The organism is Polynucleobacter sp. 31A-FELB (assembly GCF_018882405.1).
Lineage (GTDB): Bacteria > Pseudomonadota > Gammaproteobacteria > Burkholderiales > Burkholderiaceae > Polynucleobacter.
Map to the genome: position 1 here is coordinate 291,322 of NZ_JACVOO010000001.1, position 14,457 is coordinate 305,778.

19 protein-coding genes are annotated in these 14,457 nt (G+C 43.7%); 8 read left to right on the plus strand and 11 right to left on the minus strand.

Annotated elements, in window-relative coordinates:
• Window positions 1-31: 31 nt before the first annotated feature.
• Window positions 32-1,246 carry a CaiB/BaiF CoA-transferase family protein gene (locus ICN30_RS01450; protein WP_255533028.1) on the plus strand — a complete coding sequence of 405 codons (1,215 nt, stop codon included), beginning with the start codon at window positions 32-34 and terminating at the stop codon, window positions 1,244-1,246.
• Between the two features lie 78 nt (window positions 1,247-1,324).
• On the opposite strand, the gene ICN30_RS01455 is transcribed toward ICN30_RS01450, so the two are convergent.
• The 5 genes from ICN30_RS01455 to ICN30_RS01475 form a co-directional block, all read right to left on the minus strand.
• Window positions 1,325-3,427: an alkyl/aryl-sulfatase gene (locus tag ICN30_RS01455; RefSeq protein ID WP_216272741.1), complete on the minus strand. Its 2,103-nt coding sequence runs from the start codon at window positions 3,425-3,427 to the stop codon at window positions 1,325-1,327.
• Between the two features lie 94 nt (window positions 3,428-3,521).
• A complete protein-coding gene (locus tag ICN30_RS01460; RefSeq protein ID WP_216272744.1) occupies window positions 3,522-4,964 on the minus strand; it encodes a sensor histidine kinase in 1,443 nt (480 codons plus the stop codon).
• A 60-nt stretch (window positions 4,965-5,024) separates the two neighbouring features.
• The gene (locus tag ICN30_RS01465; protein WP_216229332.1) at window positions 5,025-5,699 is read right to left on the minus strand and encodes a cytochrome b/b6 domain-containing protein; all 675 of its coding nucleotides are present in this window, start codon (window positions 5,697-5,699) and stop codon (window positions 5,025-5,027) included.
• Window positions 5,696-6,157, minus strand: coding sequence for a diheme cytochrome c (locus ICN30_RS01470; protein ID WP_255533030.1), 462 nt, complete (start codon window positions 6,155-6,157; stop codon window positions 5,696-5,698). Before ICN30_RS01470 ends, ICN30_RS01465 begins: the two co-directional genes overlap by 4 nt.
• Window positions 6,158-6,168: 11 nt before the next feature.
• Window positions 6,169-6,552: a DUF1924 domain-containing protein gene (locus ICN30_RS01475; RefSeq protein WP_216229331.1), complete on the minus strand. Its 384-nt coding sequence runs from the start codon at window positions 6,550-6,552 to the stop codon at window positions 6,169-6,171.
• Window positions 6,553-6,797: 245 nt separating this feature from the next.
• Between ICN30_RS01475 and ICN30_RS01480 the strand changes: the two genes are divergently transcribed.
• Window positions 6,798-7,379, plus strand: a complete 582-nt coding sequence (locus tag ICN30_RS01480) for a hypothetical protein (protein ID WP_216229330.1) — start codon at window positions 6,798-6,800, stop codon at window positions 7,377-7,379.
• A 71-nt stretch (window positions 7,380-7,450) separates the two neighbouring features.
• Here ICN30_RS01480 and ICN30_RS01485 read toward each other — a convergent pair whose 3' ends face one another.
• The 4 genes from ICN30_RS01485 to ICN30_RS01500 form a co-directional block, all read right to left on the minus strand.
• On the minus strand, window positions 7,451-8,791 hold the full coding sequence (locus ICN30_RS01485) for a type II toxin-antitoxin system HipA family toxin (RefSeq protein ID WP_216229329.1): 1,341 nt from the start codon (window positions 8,789-8,791) through the stop codon (window positions 7,451-7,453).
• A 2-nt stretch (window positions 8,792-8,793) separates the two neighbouring features.
• Window positions 8,794-9,066, minus strand: a complete 273-nt coding sequence (locus tag ICN30_RS01490; protein ID WP_216229328.1) for a helix-turn-helix domain-containing protein — start codon at window positions 9,064-9,066, stop codon at window positions 8,794-8,796.
• A 145-nt stretch (window positions 9,067-9,211) separates the two neighbouring features.
• The gene (locus ICN30_RS01495; protein WP_216229327.1) at window positions 9,212-9,694 is read right to left on the minus strand and encodes a hypothetical protein; all 483 of its coding nucleotides are present in this window, start codon (window positions 9,692-9,694) and stop codon (window positions 9,212-9,214) included.
• A complete protein-coding gene (locus tag ICN30_RS01500) occupies window positions 9,694-10,719 on the minus strand; it encodes a hypothetical protein (RefSeq protein WP_216272746.1) in 1,026 nt (341 codons plus the stop codon). The genes ICN30_RS01495 and ICN30_RS01500 overlap by 1 nt, the downstream gene beginning before the upstream one ends.
• 574 nt (window positions 10,720-11,293) lie before the next feature.
• On the opposite strand from ICN30_RS01500, the gene ICN30_RS01505 reads away from it, so the two are divergent.
• Window positions 11,294-11,881: a YafY family protein gene (locus ICN30_RS01505; protein ID WP_216272748.1), complete on the plus strand. Its 588-nt coding sequence runs from the start codon at window positions 11,294-11,296 to the stop codon at window positions 11,879-11,881.
• 29 nt (window positions 11,882-11,910) lie between these two features.
• On the opposite strand, the gene ICN30_RS01510 is transcribed toward ICN30_RS01505, so the two are convergent.
• Both ICN30_RS01510 and ICN30_RS01515 read right to left on the minus strand, forming a co-directional pair.
• Entirely contained in the window at window positions 11,911-12,084 is a 174-nt protein-coding gene (locus tag ICN30_RS01510) for a hypothetical protein (RefSeq protein WP_216272750.1), read from the minus strand.
• Complete coding sequence (locus ICN30_RS01515; RefSeq protein WP_216272752.1) at window positions 12,081-12,239, minus strand: hypothetical protein; 159 nt, start codon at window positions 12,237-12,239, stop codon at window positions 12,081-12,083. The genes ICN30_RS01510 and ICN30_RS01515 overlap by 4 nt, the downstream gene beginning before the upstream one ends.
• Window positions 12,240-12,361: 122 nt before the next feature.
• On the opposite strand from ICN30_RS01515, the gene ICN30_RS01520 reads away from it, so the two are divergent.
• The 5 genes from ICN30_RS01520 to ICN30_RS01540 all read left to right on the plus strand — a co-directional run bounded on the left by ICN30_RS01520 (window position 12,362) and on the right by ICN30_RS01540 (window position 14,336).
• Window positions 12,362-12,793, plus strand: coding sequence for a hypothetical protein (locus ICN30_RS01520; RefSeq protein WP_216272754.1), 432 nt, complete (start codon window positions 12,362-12,364; stop codon window positions 12,791-12,793).
• An 87-nt stretch (window positions 12,794-12,880) separates the two neighbouring features.
• Entirely contained in the window at window positions 12,881-13,051 is a 171-nt protein-coding gene (locus tag ICN30_RS01525) for a sigma factor-like helix-turn-helix DNA-binding protein (protein WP_216272756.1), read from the plus strand.
• 12 nt (window positions 13,052-13,063) lie between these two features.
• Window positions 13,064-13,291 carry a hypothetical protein gene (locus tag ICN30_RS01530; RefSeq protein WP_216272758.1) on the plus strand — a complete coding sequence of 76 codons (228 nt, stop codon included), beginning with the start codon at window positions 13,064-13,066 and terminating at the stop codon, window positions 13,289-13,291.
• A gap of 8 nt (window positions 13,292-13,299) precedes the next feature.
• Window positions 13,300-13,527, plus strand: coding sequence for a hypothetical protein (locus ICN30_RS01535; RefSeq protein WP_216272760.1), 228 nt, complete (start codon window positions 13,300-13,302; stop codon window positions 13,525-13,527).
• Window positions 13,528-13,706: 179 nt separating this feature from the next.
• Window positions 13,707-14,336, plus strand: a complete 630-nt coding sequence (locus ICN30_RS01540; protein WP_216272761.1) for a hypothetical protein — start codon at window positions 13,707-13,709, stop codon at window positions 14,334-14,336.
• Window positions 14,337-14,457: the final 121 nt, after the last annotated feature.

Here is a 14,457-nt window from a genome sequence, read left to right on the forward strand (position 1 = left end):
ATATAAACATATAAAAACAATTGAGACAATGATGAAAACACCTACCGGTAAGCCTTTACCCCTAGCGGGAGTTCGAATTCTTGACGTGAGTCAAGTTATGGCGGGCCCCTACTGCTGCATGTTGCTTGCGGACTTGGGTGCTGATGTCATCAAAATTGAACCTCCAGGCACTGGAGACCAGACTCGTGGGGCAATGGGATTCAAGATGAAGGGTTCGGACAGCATGGGCTTTCTGAACATGAATCGCAATAAGCGTAGCGTAACCCTCAATCTGAAAACGGAAGCCGGAAAAAAGGTATTTTTTGAGCTGGTTAAAACCGCAGACATCCTCGTTGAAAACTATCGCCCAGGTGTGATGAAAAAATTGGGCATTGATTACCCTTCGTTGAAAGACATTAACCCAGGATTGGTTTATGCCAGCATCTCTGGATTTGGGCAAACGGGTCCATGGGCAGATCGCCCTGGTTTTGATCTGATGGCACAAGCGATGTCTGGCGTCATGAGCGTAACAGGCTATCCGGATGGTCCCCCTGTAAAAGCGGGTGTTCCGGTAGCAGATATTGGTTGCGCCCTCTTTGCGGTCTATGGAATTTTGTCCGCCTATATTGGTAAAACCAAATCTGGTGAAGGTCAGTTTATTGATGCTTCCCTGTTTGACTCTGCATTAGCATTCTCGATTTGGGATACGGCGCAGTATTGGGGCACGGGCGTTGAGCCATACAAGTTAGGTACTGCCAATCACATGAGCGCGCCCTATCAGGCCATGAAAGCCTCTGATGGCTACTTTGTGATGGGCGCCACCAATCAAAAGCTCTGGAAACTCCTCTGCGACAAAATTGGTCGCCCAGAATTATTTGAAGATCCGTTGTTTGTCACCAATCCCTTACGCCTAGCCAATCGCTTAATGTTGGCGGCCGAACTTGAGAAGACCTTTGTCACCAAAACCAGCGAGGAATGGGTTGACCTCCTCCTGGCGGCAGGCATCCCGGCTGGGCCGATCAATACCTACCCCGAAGCTTTTGATAGCGAGCATGGTCAGCACCGGAAAATGCGCATGGAGATTGATCATCCAATCGAGGGCAAAGTTCCCAATATTGGCTTTGCAGTCAAGATGATGGGTACACCACAACAAGTTACGCGCCACCCCCCTTTGCTTGGTGAGCACACTGATGAGGTGCTTCAAGAATTGGGTATTGCTGGAAGCGAACTGAAGGCGCTTGAAGACGGTGGCGCTTTTGCGGCCTAAGGAATTGATCTCTTGCAGGCAAAAGAAATGGGCTCCAAGGAGCCCATTTTTTAATACACATCTATCACTTGACTTAAGTTAAGCGCCATCTGAGTTCGCAATCGGAGGAGCCTCAAACGGGTCTTTGATTGGTTGAGCTGGCGGAGCTTTTTTAGCCTTTGTACCCGGCATCAACTCAAAGTCCGGGGTAAAGGCAGTCATTGTGCTTCGCAATTGATCAAATGCCTTGCGATCACCTTCGAACTTGGCTTTTCCTTCAGCTTGCAGTTTTTCAAAAGTAGTTTGACCGCCCATGACTTTTTCTAAATCACTGCGATTGACGGTGATAGTCAAATTTGGATTTTTATCCTGGTAACCCTTGATATTGGTCAGCGCAGAATTACTCATCTCAACCACAAACTTCTCGCCGTTATCAGGAGTGTTCAAGTTAATAATAAACTTCATGCCGGCAGCTTTTTTGCTATCCATGCTGATGGCCAAAGCATTGAGCCAAAGCTCTGTAGTCATTGCTCTGATCATGTCAGGGCCATTGGTCTTTGGTGATGCTCCAGAAGGCATGCCGTGACGCAACTCGTAGGCAGCACCCAAGAAGCTGTTACGCACACTAGGACTTTCTTTTTGATAGCCAATTTGCTCAAAAATATCTGCGAGCAAATCTTTAGCAGCGGTATTGTTTGGCTCTGCGTAAACTAATTTATTTACGATCTCCATTGCTTCGCGATACTTACCCTGCTTATAAAGTTGCTTACCTTTGGCCATGATCTTGGCAGAGCCGCCCATCATCTCTACATACAGCGGCGCAGAATCTTTTGGCGAAAGCGGAATCAAGGTAGCAGGATTAGCATCCCAGTAACCCAAGTAACGATTAATCACTGCACGGCTGTTGTGCTCCTCTGAACCGTGGTAGCTATGTGCTGCCCATTGGGACTTTAAGCTCTCTGGTTGCTTGTAGACGTTATGCACTTCATTGATCGTTACACCATTGTTCGCCAAATGAAGAACCTCATTGTTCAAGTGTGCATAACTATCACGTTGCGTGCGCATCACTTCTTGCACGCGATCATTACCCCAGCGCGGCCAAGAATGGGAGGCAAACATCACCTGCGCTTCATTGCCATAGCGATATAAGGCATTGTTAATATTCTTAGACCATGCCAAAGCATCACGTACTAGAGCGCCACGTAAGGTATAGATGTTATGGATGGTGCCAGTAATATTTTCAGCGGCCCAGAAAGCCTTCATCTGCGGGAAGTAGGTATTCATCTCTGCAGGCGCCTCTGTACCCGGCGTATTTTGGAATTCCATCTCCACGCCATCCACTGTCATTTTTTCAAATGGCTCATTAATGAGAATGGTTGGCTCGATTAAACCGAGGTTTCCTGCTGCGGTATTTTTACCAATCGATTGGTCAACGTGACCAAATGGGCTGCGCGGCAATAAAACGCCGTACTGGAAATACAAGCGGCGTGTCATGGCATTGCCCGCGTATACGTTCTCTGCAACTGCGTGATCCATGAAGCCGGCTGGGGCAATAATCTTCACTTTGCCACTCTTCACATCCGCCTCATCCACTACACCACGCACACCACCAAAGTGGTCAGCATGTGAATGTGAGTAGACCACTGCTACTACTGGGCGCTTGCCTAACTTCTCATTCACCAACTCCAAAGCTGCTCTGGCAGTCTCTTTTGAGGTCAATGGATCAAAGACAATCCAACCGGTATTGGTTTTAATAAAGCTAATATTCGATAAATCAAAGCCGCGAACTTGATAGATTTTTCCGGGGACGACTTCGTACAAGCCATAACCCATATTGAGAATCGCCTGGCGCTGCAAGGATGGATGGACGCTATCGAAATCCTTGCCTTGCAATAGGAACTCGTAACTACCCATATCCCACGCCACATTTCCTGCATCAGCCATGATGGTTTTATAGGCCGGTGCCGCAATAAACCCCCTCTTAGATTCCTCAAAATCACGCTTATCTTCAAACGGAAGAGCTTTGCGCAAACCGTTTTGTAACTCTACCGTATAGGTTGATGGCGCCTTACCCTTAGCGTCAAAGTGCTTGCCTTGCATTGCACCTGGGTCAGCAACAACTCCACCTCCGCCTGCTGCAAAAACAGCGTTTCCAGAAATTAGTGCGATAGATGCAGTAATCAGGGTTAAGTGGGTTTTCATGGGGGCCTTGAGCTAATGCAAATATTGGTAAAAAAGTACTTATCGAATATAAAGAATCGACTGTCTTTGGGCAATTAGCCCTATAGCTAGTAAGCTACTCCTGCGTGGATGGCAAAAAAACAGTAAATTGAGCACCACCGCTAGGGGCATCTTCATAGCGAATGCGGCCACCATGACGAGAAACAATGTGTTGGCAAAGCCATAAGCCTAAGCCCATACCTGAACGCTTGTTGCTATTGGAGAGTAATTCAAATAAGTGCATCTGGGCATCAATCGGAACGCCGCCGCCATTGTCAGAGATAAGCAATTGAATCCCCCCAGAAACATCTCGACTCTCAATCCGGAGCATTCGAGAGGATCGAGTGGATTCACTAAGAGCCTGGATTGCGTTATTAATGAGATTCAGAAGCACTTGCTGAATCTCGCCACGATTAACATTGATTGCCGATCTTGAGCTCAGATCTAGAGCCACTTGAATATTCTTCGCCTGAATTTCTGGCTTGGTAATTTTGAGAATTGACTCGATCAACTCCACAATATTAATACGCTCTACCCCAATCTTTCCATCAGAGAATATGGAGCGCAGCGATTGAATGATGTTGGTGGCGCGCTGGTTATCAGCCAGTAACGCAGCCAGAATCTCTTGGTTTTGCTCCGCAGTCAAATGACCCTCAGATAACTTCTTCTGTAGAAACTGAATATTCAGTTGCGATGCCCCCAAAGGCTGGTTAAGTTCATGTGCCATAGAGGCTGACAAAGCCCCTGTTGCCGCAGTTTTATTGGCTTTAAGTAAATTCGAAATTAAATTCTCACGCTCGATTAATAAGGCTTTAATTTCATCATTTTCACTTTTTGATTTTGCGTTTGCCAAGGCGACTTTTTCAGCCCAATAACCCCCAATTGCAATGTAAGAAAGCGTATTAACGACCAACTGACCAACCGTCAGCAATATCAGCAGTTGCGGAAGTTGCTCCATCTTGCTGATAGTAAAACCGGTTGAAGCTAAAACCCCCAGGCGGCCCAAGGAAAAACATAACTCAACTGCAGTTGCATATTGCATATACATTAACTGCTGAGAAGGCTCAAAACTTCTCTTGCGCCTGAGCATCATAATTTGCCAAGAGAAAAATATGATCCCTATTACGCACATAAACGTGGTGCGCATCTCGTAGTTTCCATAAATGCGAAGAAACTCGAAAGTCGGGATAAAAACCACAGTGGATAACGCAAAGCCATATTGCAGGCGCTTACTAATTGGACCAATCAGTGATTTGCAAAATAAGAGCTGAAAAATGGCGGCAATATAAAACAGCGAATTCGCGATGGTGAAATTAAATTCAGTCTTTTCAACGCTCTGAATTACCATGGCGCCACCACCAAAGATCACTAGGGCAAGAACATTCAATATTAATGAACCCATCCAATAAGGATTGGGTCTGAGTTCACTTTGGGATCGGTGATAGTGATAGATGCCCAATAACAAACCCAGCTGGATCATGGCCAGGATAAAGAAATACAGGGCAATCAGAAGCTTCATACTATCTATCGTACAACGAGGGACAGGGCCAAGGAACTACATCCCTCTCGAGTTGGGTATTTACTGCGTGAGGCTGGGCAAGCTACCACTAAGAATTAGATAGAAGAAGTAGATGGTGCCAAGTAAAACTAAAGCTCCAATCAGATACTGCGGATATCGAATACCCTGCTCTGGAAAGCCCTTCTTTTTGCCAGTGACCATAGATCGCACCAGATTCTGCTTTTCAATAACGCTCATTCCAATTGCGGCAATGATATGGACGATCACAAGGCCGAGAACTAAGCTTGCAACCGCTTCATGCATCTCAGATGCAAAATTACCGAAAAATTCTTTAACTGTCAGGTAACCAGTAAATCCAATTAAGAGAATCAGAAGCATCAACACAAACATGACTAAGCCACCCGCAGGATTGTGGCCAACATCATGATGGGGATGACCACGCAACATCGCCATGAAATGCTCAATGACTGCTTTTGGACTTTTGAGGAACTGACTAAATCTGGCGTAGCGAGTACCAATGACACCCCACACCAATCGAACCAGCACGAGTAAGCACGCGGTATAGCCAAATGCATAATGAATCATTGCCAGTCGCTCACTCTCTGAGGTAAGCCAGGCACCTGCAAAACAAATCACCAATAACCAATGAAACACTCTCACTGGCATATCCCACACCATAATTGCTTGCTTCACTTTTCCAGTCGCACCAATCGTGTCGTTTATAGGTGTATTCATTTTGCAGGAATCTTAATATTTTTCTCACTGAAGATGCCATTAGCAGCATCAATGTGACAAGCGCTACAGTTGGCAGGACTCTTAATCCCAGCCCTCTTCCAGACATCCGGCCTCACCTCATCATGTTTACGAATAAACCAAGAAGTTTTAGTGATGCGATTTTCTGGGGCAGTCTCGCTATATTTTTGACGAGTAGCTGCATTCTTAATTAACCAGTTCGTAAGCTCAGCCTGAGTCTTTGCATCCACGCTGGCATCTGTGCCAAAGTGTTTTGACAAACTAGACATCACGTTTTTCCAGCTTTGCTCACTTAATAGTGCTGGCGGATAGGCCATATGGCAACTTGCGCACTCAGCTTCGTAAGAAGCTGGTGCATCAGCAGGCATCGTCATTTTGGCGGCAAACGTAGGTGAAGATGCTAGTAGCAAGGAAGCGGCAATGAATAGAGTTTTTTTCATATTGATGGGTTTTATTTAACAGTCATTAACCAAGAGAGCACATCTGCTTTTTCTTGGGCAGTGCAATCTCTACCCAGCACATCATTGCAGTTACGCTTAAACCACTTCTCAGCTTTAGCTTCATCAGTGAATCTCGCAGGATTGGCGCTAGGTGCTAATGGCTTAATGACCTTGCCAGTAACAATATGTTTGGTGTCGTGATTGGGCGGATTTTCATGGCAGGAAGCACAGCTCCACTCTTTGCCATGTTTGGCATTGAAAAACTGCTCCCCTCTTGCAGGCGAAGCTTTACCTGATTGAGCTTCATAAGACTTCAACAAGTCCTGTGGAGTTGCTGCCATCGTAGAGAAACTTAAGCCAACCAGAATACATACCGCCCATCTTTTAAATAACATACTTACCCCTTGTTTGCTTACTTTCAGGTATTAGTATGCTCCTTTGGTGTGACAATCTAACCCTGATAGATAAGCAGAATAGTCAAGTATTGCAAAGAGATTGAATCCAGTTGACTCAACAATCATTCTGATTACTGATATGAGTAATACAATTGGCAGAATTGCTATTTATTAGCTTTTATCTATTACCGCATTACCCCTTCAATAGGGTATTGCACATGATCAATATTAAGGACCAAATCATTATGAAAAAAATCATCATTGCTATCGTCATTGCTGCTATCGCAGTTGGCGCATACCTTTTCCTCACTAAGCCAAAAGCACCTATCGCTGGTGTAGCTGCTCAAGAAGCTGCCCTCATTTATGACGGCGAAGTAATCAAGATTGATGCTGCAACTCGCACTGTTACTTTGAAAAATAAAGACGGTGAATCTACTGTTGTTGCTGGTCCTGAAGTGAAGAACTTTGCTGAAATTAAAGTTGGGGATCGTTTTGACGTTGTTTACGAACTCGCTGTTGCTATTGAGTTGGTTAAGGTGAAAAATCCAGGCACTACTAGTGAGCAAGTTACTACTAGCACTACCACTGCCCCAAAAGGCGATAAGCCCGGCATCATCACTACTAACACTGTTACTGCTACCGCCAATATTGAAGCGATTGATGCAGCTAAAAATATCGTTTCTTTAAAAGGCCCACAAGGCAACATCTTCAAAGTTAAAGTTCAGAACCCTGACTTGATGAAAGATATCGCTGTAAACGACCAAGTTAAAGTGGTTTACACAGAAGCGATTGCTGCAGTAGTAAGCGCACCAGCTGCTAAGAAGTAATGCAATAACGTTTTCTAGTTACTTGAAAGACAAAACCCCAGCAAGTGTGAACTTGCTGGGGTTTGTATTTTCTAGGTTGAAAATTGGGAGGCTAACATTTGGACCTTCTCTTCCATTCCCATAAAAATTGACTCAGCCACATCCATTGGGAATGGCCCTGTAATGCTCGTCCTTACTTGATTGATGACAAACCCAGTCATCTCAATAACTTCGCCAATTAATTGCTGTGCTACATCAGCACCAAGACCTGCCTGCTGAGCCTGAGCCAGCCAGTGTCTATAGTGAATTTTATCTAGCAGGTAGTGATTGGTCGATCCCCGAACAGCCATTGCTAGCTTCGCTTTTTGGGGTGCTATTTGATTTACCCCAAAACCTATTACTGGGTGCGCTGATAACACGTCATAAATTGGAGTTGCTTGGTATTGAGAGCCCGGCAGATGCGCAATGCTAAAGTTTTTACCATGTCCATCAGTTGCAGCTAAGATCCAAAAAATAATTTGTGTTTTAAAAAAATGTATTCGATCTTGCTCTGCGTTCACCGACCCCAGCAATAACTTCATTGCAGATGTGATACTCGGACCTCCATCCGCCTGATATTTGCTCATTGGCGATATGCCCATTGCCTGACAAAAATCCTCCTGAGGGAGGCGCATAATCCATTGCCCATCAGCAGCTAATCTCCGGTCAAAGCGCTCAACGACCAATACTTTTTGATCCTCAAAAGAATTAATTTCACAGGGAGCAGTTGGAATACCATATGCAGCCATAATTTTAGAGCAGAGCCACTCATTCTCAACCGATGTGCGCATGTCAGCACGCATATGACCAACCAAACCCAAGGGCAATTTCAAAATATGTGTAGTTGGAGTGCTACCTTGAGGCAAGAGCCAACGTCCATCGCGCTTAAGTAGCGCAGTTTTTTCTTGCGCACCGGCTATGGATAGTCTTAAATCATTGCTTTGCTCTGCTTGCCTGAAAACCGAATCCGACGAGACGCGACGAAGATGATCTGCGATCTCCTCATTGCTCAATGCTCGACCTTGAATTTGATAAATTTCTGCTGGCAACTCACCATCGGGCAGGAGCTGTATAGCCCCAACACAATCGCGACCAAGCTGAGATAACAAGTCAAAGGCGCCCAAACTTTTTACCTGATAACGACTCGCTAACCTCCTACGAATCACGTCACTATCAGGCAATAAGTTATCAAAATAATAATTAACAGGATCGCCTTGATGCGCCGCATTACCCGGCAAGAAAGGAAGGGATAGTGATAAGGGTCTTGCTTCTGCCCGCATAATCCATTCATTAGAATAGGAGAAGCTTTCAAGTTGTCTTGTGATTTGCCAAGTGCCCACTTGAACACCATTCATCCAAATGGTTAGGCCCCTTGATTTTGTGCGAGCTGCCATGACTACCAAATCTCCTTGGACTCAGATTTCATGTTGGTTTTTGCTTCTTTTGAGTTTTTAATGATCTGCTCTAGTGATATGTTGACATCCAGGATCCGCAAGACCAGGAACAATCTTTCAAGAGTGGCTAATTGCGGATTGCCCTCAAAACGCGCATAAGCCTGCTGACTAATTCCGAGCTTTTCCGCCATATCAGCCTGAGTCACCCCCTTTTGCTTTCGGAAAGCCCTAATAAATAACTTCAAGGTCTCTAGGGTTTGAATTTGATAAATCATCTGCAGTCTCACTATGAATACAACTTTTAAATTGTAATATACAATAACAACACTTGGGTTGTATATTATCATAACAACTTATAAATTGTAAATAACAGTGAAAGCTTACCGACGCCGACCCTTTTAGTCGTTCAGACCTCAACGATCAATGAAGGGTTGAACTGTGGATTTTCCGCATGGCTGGTTTTCTATCTCTTTTTATCAAACCGTAATAATCATCATCCAACAAAATCGCGGAAAGACTAGAAACATCCTCCGCTAGAGGAATCGCCCGCATATCGCCAATATCCCTCTCTCTAAGAAAGTCTGGTTTCCTTGAAAAGAGTTCAAGCATGAAGGGGTGTCCAGCGGTCTTAGGTTTTTTAAAGCGGTAAAACTGCCTAGTGGCATCGCTCTTTTGCTGAATCTCGTACTCGCCCGCCTTCACAAATTCCCAAAATTTCTCAATGAACTCAGGGGTCAGCGCATCAACAATCACAACAATATCCAAGTCTTTAGTGGTGCGGCTAAATAGCTCCCCGGCACTCTCCATAGCCAACTGCGTAGCGCTACCGCCTATCAACACATACTGATCCTCAAATCCTTTAAATACTTCCTCAAAGACCTTCAGCCCTACTTGCGTTGCCATTAACCTATCCCTCTCAACAATTCTTTTAACGCCACTTGAACTCGATCATCATCCATGGCCTCAAGACTTAAAAACAAAGAGTATGGATCTACGATGCCGTTATTCGCATCACCCTCTTTGGTATTGAGGGTTTTAATTCTTTGTGGCGCATAACGCCAAACTTCTAACTCCAAACTGCCATCGATCGCCTCAGGGACAATTTGATCGGCATCCAACTCGCGCTCTAATTTACGCCAGTCCAATTCTCCAATTGCTCGCACAATATTTGGTGGCTCTCCAAGCATAGTTTGCTCAGCCAAGGCGCTCAATCCTGCAAGAGGCAAGCCCTCAATACGTGGATTTGGATTTCGAATCCACAGGCGTTTACGTACCGGGGTTTGTAAATAAGGCTTAATGGCTTTCCAGAGCTCGCCCCCTTCAGCCGTCAGTCGCCAGAGTCGCCCTCCTCTATAAGCATCCATATCTAACCAACCATGCTCCATCAACTCGCTTTTAATACGAGTCATAGCCATAAGGCTATAGCCCAAGTACATGGCAATCTCTTTTGGATTTGATGTGTCAGGTAAATTACCAAGCAGCGTATTAATCAAAAATACTTGGGTTGCCACATGTAGCTTTTCTTTGACATCGACCCTCGTTGCCAATGCGCGCTCTTGAAACTCCACTCCCAACGGGGGTAGGTAGGCCTGTTTAAACGGAATGATAAAAGGCATTCGCCTCGCAACCATCTCTCTGCGCGCATAAGCCTGAAGAGCATCTCCAACCCAAATGACCGGCACCCCAGCCTCTTTCTGAATAAGTGCCCTTTGTTTAAGTAATGCTGGCAATGCTTGAACCCCGTCTTTATTGGCCATCAAAAGAACCTCGATTCCAGCCAGCCTAGCTTTGCCCATATCGTATGTTTGGGCAAGATAGCGTGGTAATTGCGCCCCTTTCTCCCAAGTACCCTCCTGCAGCAAATCCTCTCCTAGGGCTTGCTGCAAGTAAATGCCTGCTTGGTTAAATAACTCATGTGCATTCTTCATGCATCCATTTTAACACTGTTTTTAGCTATTAACATACACTATGTTAATAGGAAGTAAAGTATGTTAATTAATTGATTTTATTAAATTAGTTAACAATTTTTTTATTGGGTGAAGGGCTATTAATAATCACCCCCGTTAGCAATTATTTAACCCGAGCCATATCAGCCGATTTATTGACAATGTTGATCATTTAACCTGGAAATAGGCAATTTTATTGACGCATAGAGAGCCCCAAAAACAAAGAGCCCCGTGGTTAGGGGCTCTGCTGTCGTATATGGCGGAAGAGGTGTCCGCATTCCCCAAGAACCGTAGCGTTCCAATTAAATTCAAAAATCGCCCTGCAAGCCAATAAACGTGTGTATGTTTTGGCTAATGTTACGCCATATTAACCCTTGAAACATCACAACATCCCACGTAAAATGTTACACAAATAGTGCAACAAATAATGAGAAAGACGGATGGCAAAAAGAGATCATTCCACCAATAAACTAGCAGCCGTTGGATTGAAAAAACTTAAAGATGGCTTCCATGCAGATGGGGGAAATCTCTACGTAAGCGCCTAAAGGTGTTTGGCATGTCTGCTCGCAAGAGCTCTATTGAAAACTTTGAAGAGGTGGGAAGCGCCCTACTTACGAGAAATCGACTACAGATTACTTACTACGCCCGAGGCAAAGATAAAACAACTGAAAGAGAAATATCACCACAACGATTAATCTTTTATAGAGATAACTGGTATTTAGATGCCTACTGTCATCTACGTAAAGCCCTGCGTAGCTTTGCGCTTGATGGAATTAGTAAAGCGATTGTTACTGACATTAAGGCCGATGAAATAGCAGAAAAACAATTGCATGAGCACTTCGCCGAAAGCTATGGGATCTTTTCGGGCAGAGCCAGTCAAAGGGCCAAGCTAAAATTTAATCCTGAAAAAGCACGATGGGTAAGCGCTGAAACCTGGCACGGACAACAAGTAGGAACTTTTGATAAAGATGGTAACTACCTTCTTGAGTTTGATTACAACCAAGATCCTGAATTAGTAATGGATATATTGAAGTATGGCTCTGGAGTTGAGGTTATAGCGCCACCCACGTTACGCAAGCGAGTCAAAAATGAGATTCTCGCAACATTAAAGAAATACCAAGACGCGGCAAAAGATCACGATTAAATCTGCGTTCGAAGCCCAGCAATAAGTAATTACTCTTCGAAGTGCTCTCTAGTTTCTTCGGGTTTGGGCTCATTCAATAGGCCTAGTCGCCTTAATCTACGGCGTTCTTCATCGGAACGGAACTGCGCTCTTTCTTCTGTAAGATCTTGTTCGCCAGACTTAATTGGCTTGGGGTTCATCTTCCCAACGAATTCAATCGTCATTTTAAATGGCTAGCCTTGTAGCGGCGTTCACGCATCTCAAACTCAATAGCTTCATCCATAACCTTTTTACGCTCAACAATCACCTTACCAGTAACTACTTGATTAGATTTAAGCAGGTCTTCTAAGTTTTGTTTAGATTTTTTAGATTTTTCCATACGTGAAATTGATAACTGTATAAATTTAATAAGATTTTCTCATATTGTGAAACGCACTTCCTGTAAGCTAAATAGATAGGTTTAATTTTTAACATGGCTCATCTTCCTGCCTAGAGAGTGAAATGATCAACCAATCTCCAGAAACGATTATTTATGAAGGCGTTGAATACAACCATAGATGCTACATATTGGAGCAAGTAAAACCCAAAATTGAATTTCACCCCACTGGTAACTTTTACTTGCGTGGATTTCATGGCGCATGGGAAATACGAGATAACAAGCTTTATTTTGTGGATCTAATTGTATGGAGGCACGAAACAAATTCTCGCCTCATAGTGCCGCAAATTCGAGTCGATGAAGAAGCAGAGCTTTACATGGGTAAACGAGAGGGGTTCGACCTTCAGGAATTGGTGCTACAAGATGTTTTTCCCGGAGCACCCGCCGATGGAGTTTTTGCTGATTGGTTTAATGGTGAATTAGCCATCCCCCCGGGGGTCCCGATGAAAAAGGGCAGCATAGCCATTTCTTGGTTTTTGATTTTGCTAAAGGTGTAATTAAAAGTAAAACGATCAAACCATATGAGGAAGCATTTAAGCCATTTGATCGAGATGAGTTGATCAAAAAATTACATAGGGCAATAAATGACTGCTAAAAAATATCCAAGCCAAGGTGAGCTAACCCTTCAAGAAATTGGTTTGATGATGAATTTAACCAAAGAAAGAGTGCGTCAAATAGAGGCTAAGGCCATCGTACGCATAAGAGCAAAGCTTAGATCACTCAACATTAAAGAGCGAGATCTAATTGATCTCTAAATGGATAAATAAATGAACTCCTTAGATAAACATAAGCTCGAATCAATATCCGCACAATTAAGACTGGATCTCCCCAATCACCCTGAAGATGACAGAGCTAAATATATTGATTTACTAGAGATTATGTTGGAAGACAGAGAGATTGCAGATCTTGAAGTTAATGGCGGCCAAGAAAACTTTACTCGATTCATTGATAAATATGCCGATAAGCTACTGGCATGGAAATTACAAAATAACTAAGGGGTGTTATGAACAAAAATAATGCATATTTATTTGAAGATGGGCCTGAAGATACAAATGCTTATCCACTTATGGTTCGTCATTCCGCCCAGAGGGTTATAGCAAAAGCACAGATGCAGGCAAAAACTACCGATAGAGTATTAGGGCCTAAATATGTATTTGTTTGTCGCCTTCCATTAAATGCAGCACCCCACAACTTACGAATTGAAGACTTCAAATCTGGCAACCAAAAATAATCAAAGTAATTGCACCTTGATTGCTTTTTAATTACAAGAAATTAAAAGGAAATTTATGCAGAAGAATAACAATAACCTACCTAAATATGACTCAGGGGATCAAGACGACTACCCACTATCAACAAGATTTAAAGCCCGGAGAGCCATAGTAAATGCCATTACCCAGGCAAAAATAACTGATGGAACATACGATCCCGAAGCTTTCAAATGCACCAGACCAAATAGCGGTTGGCTGGTGGACTGGCTTAACAAGGAGGCGGATTAATTTAATTCATCTAACTAAAAAAATAAACATGGGTGGAAATGTAATGACCATTAAAAGCGTTAAACAGGAGAATAAGGCCACAACCATAGGAAAACTTACCCGTGTAAAGGCAGTTCATCCAATTGAAAAAATTCCTCTGTCACGATCGGATGCCAAAACAGTTAATAAATTGGAAAAGTATTTTACTCTTCCAAGGCTATTGATTAATCTACTTGAATCATCGCCCAATACACTCACTTCTGAATTTGATGCAAAGCTTTTTCTATTAACCAAAATTAATGAAATTAAGCACTTAATTAATTTCAGAGACCCGGAAACATTGAATGGATTTATTGCGCTATGGATTAAGAAAAATCCTGTAATTGATAGGCTATCTTTTTCTGGAGGGTGCTCAATTCAAAATGGCTCCCTTTCGATATTTACCCCCGAAATGGGATCTTTAGCAATTGCAGACCCCAATAAACTTCAGACAAAACGAAAAGATTGGAAGATGTGGCTCCCCAATTTTGATATCGTCCAAAATGACGGGCGATTTCACGTTTGACCTCCTCCCACAAACCGGTCAGCTCTGAGCCAGAAAATCGGGCGGTGTGGTTGAACTACAAAATGACTTTGCAAACATCGCTGGTGGGAGATCCCCCAGCGATGAATGCGGTCTAAAACAA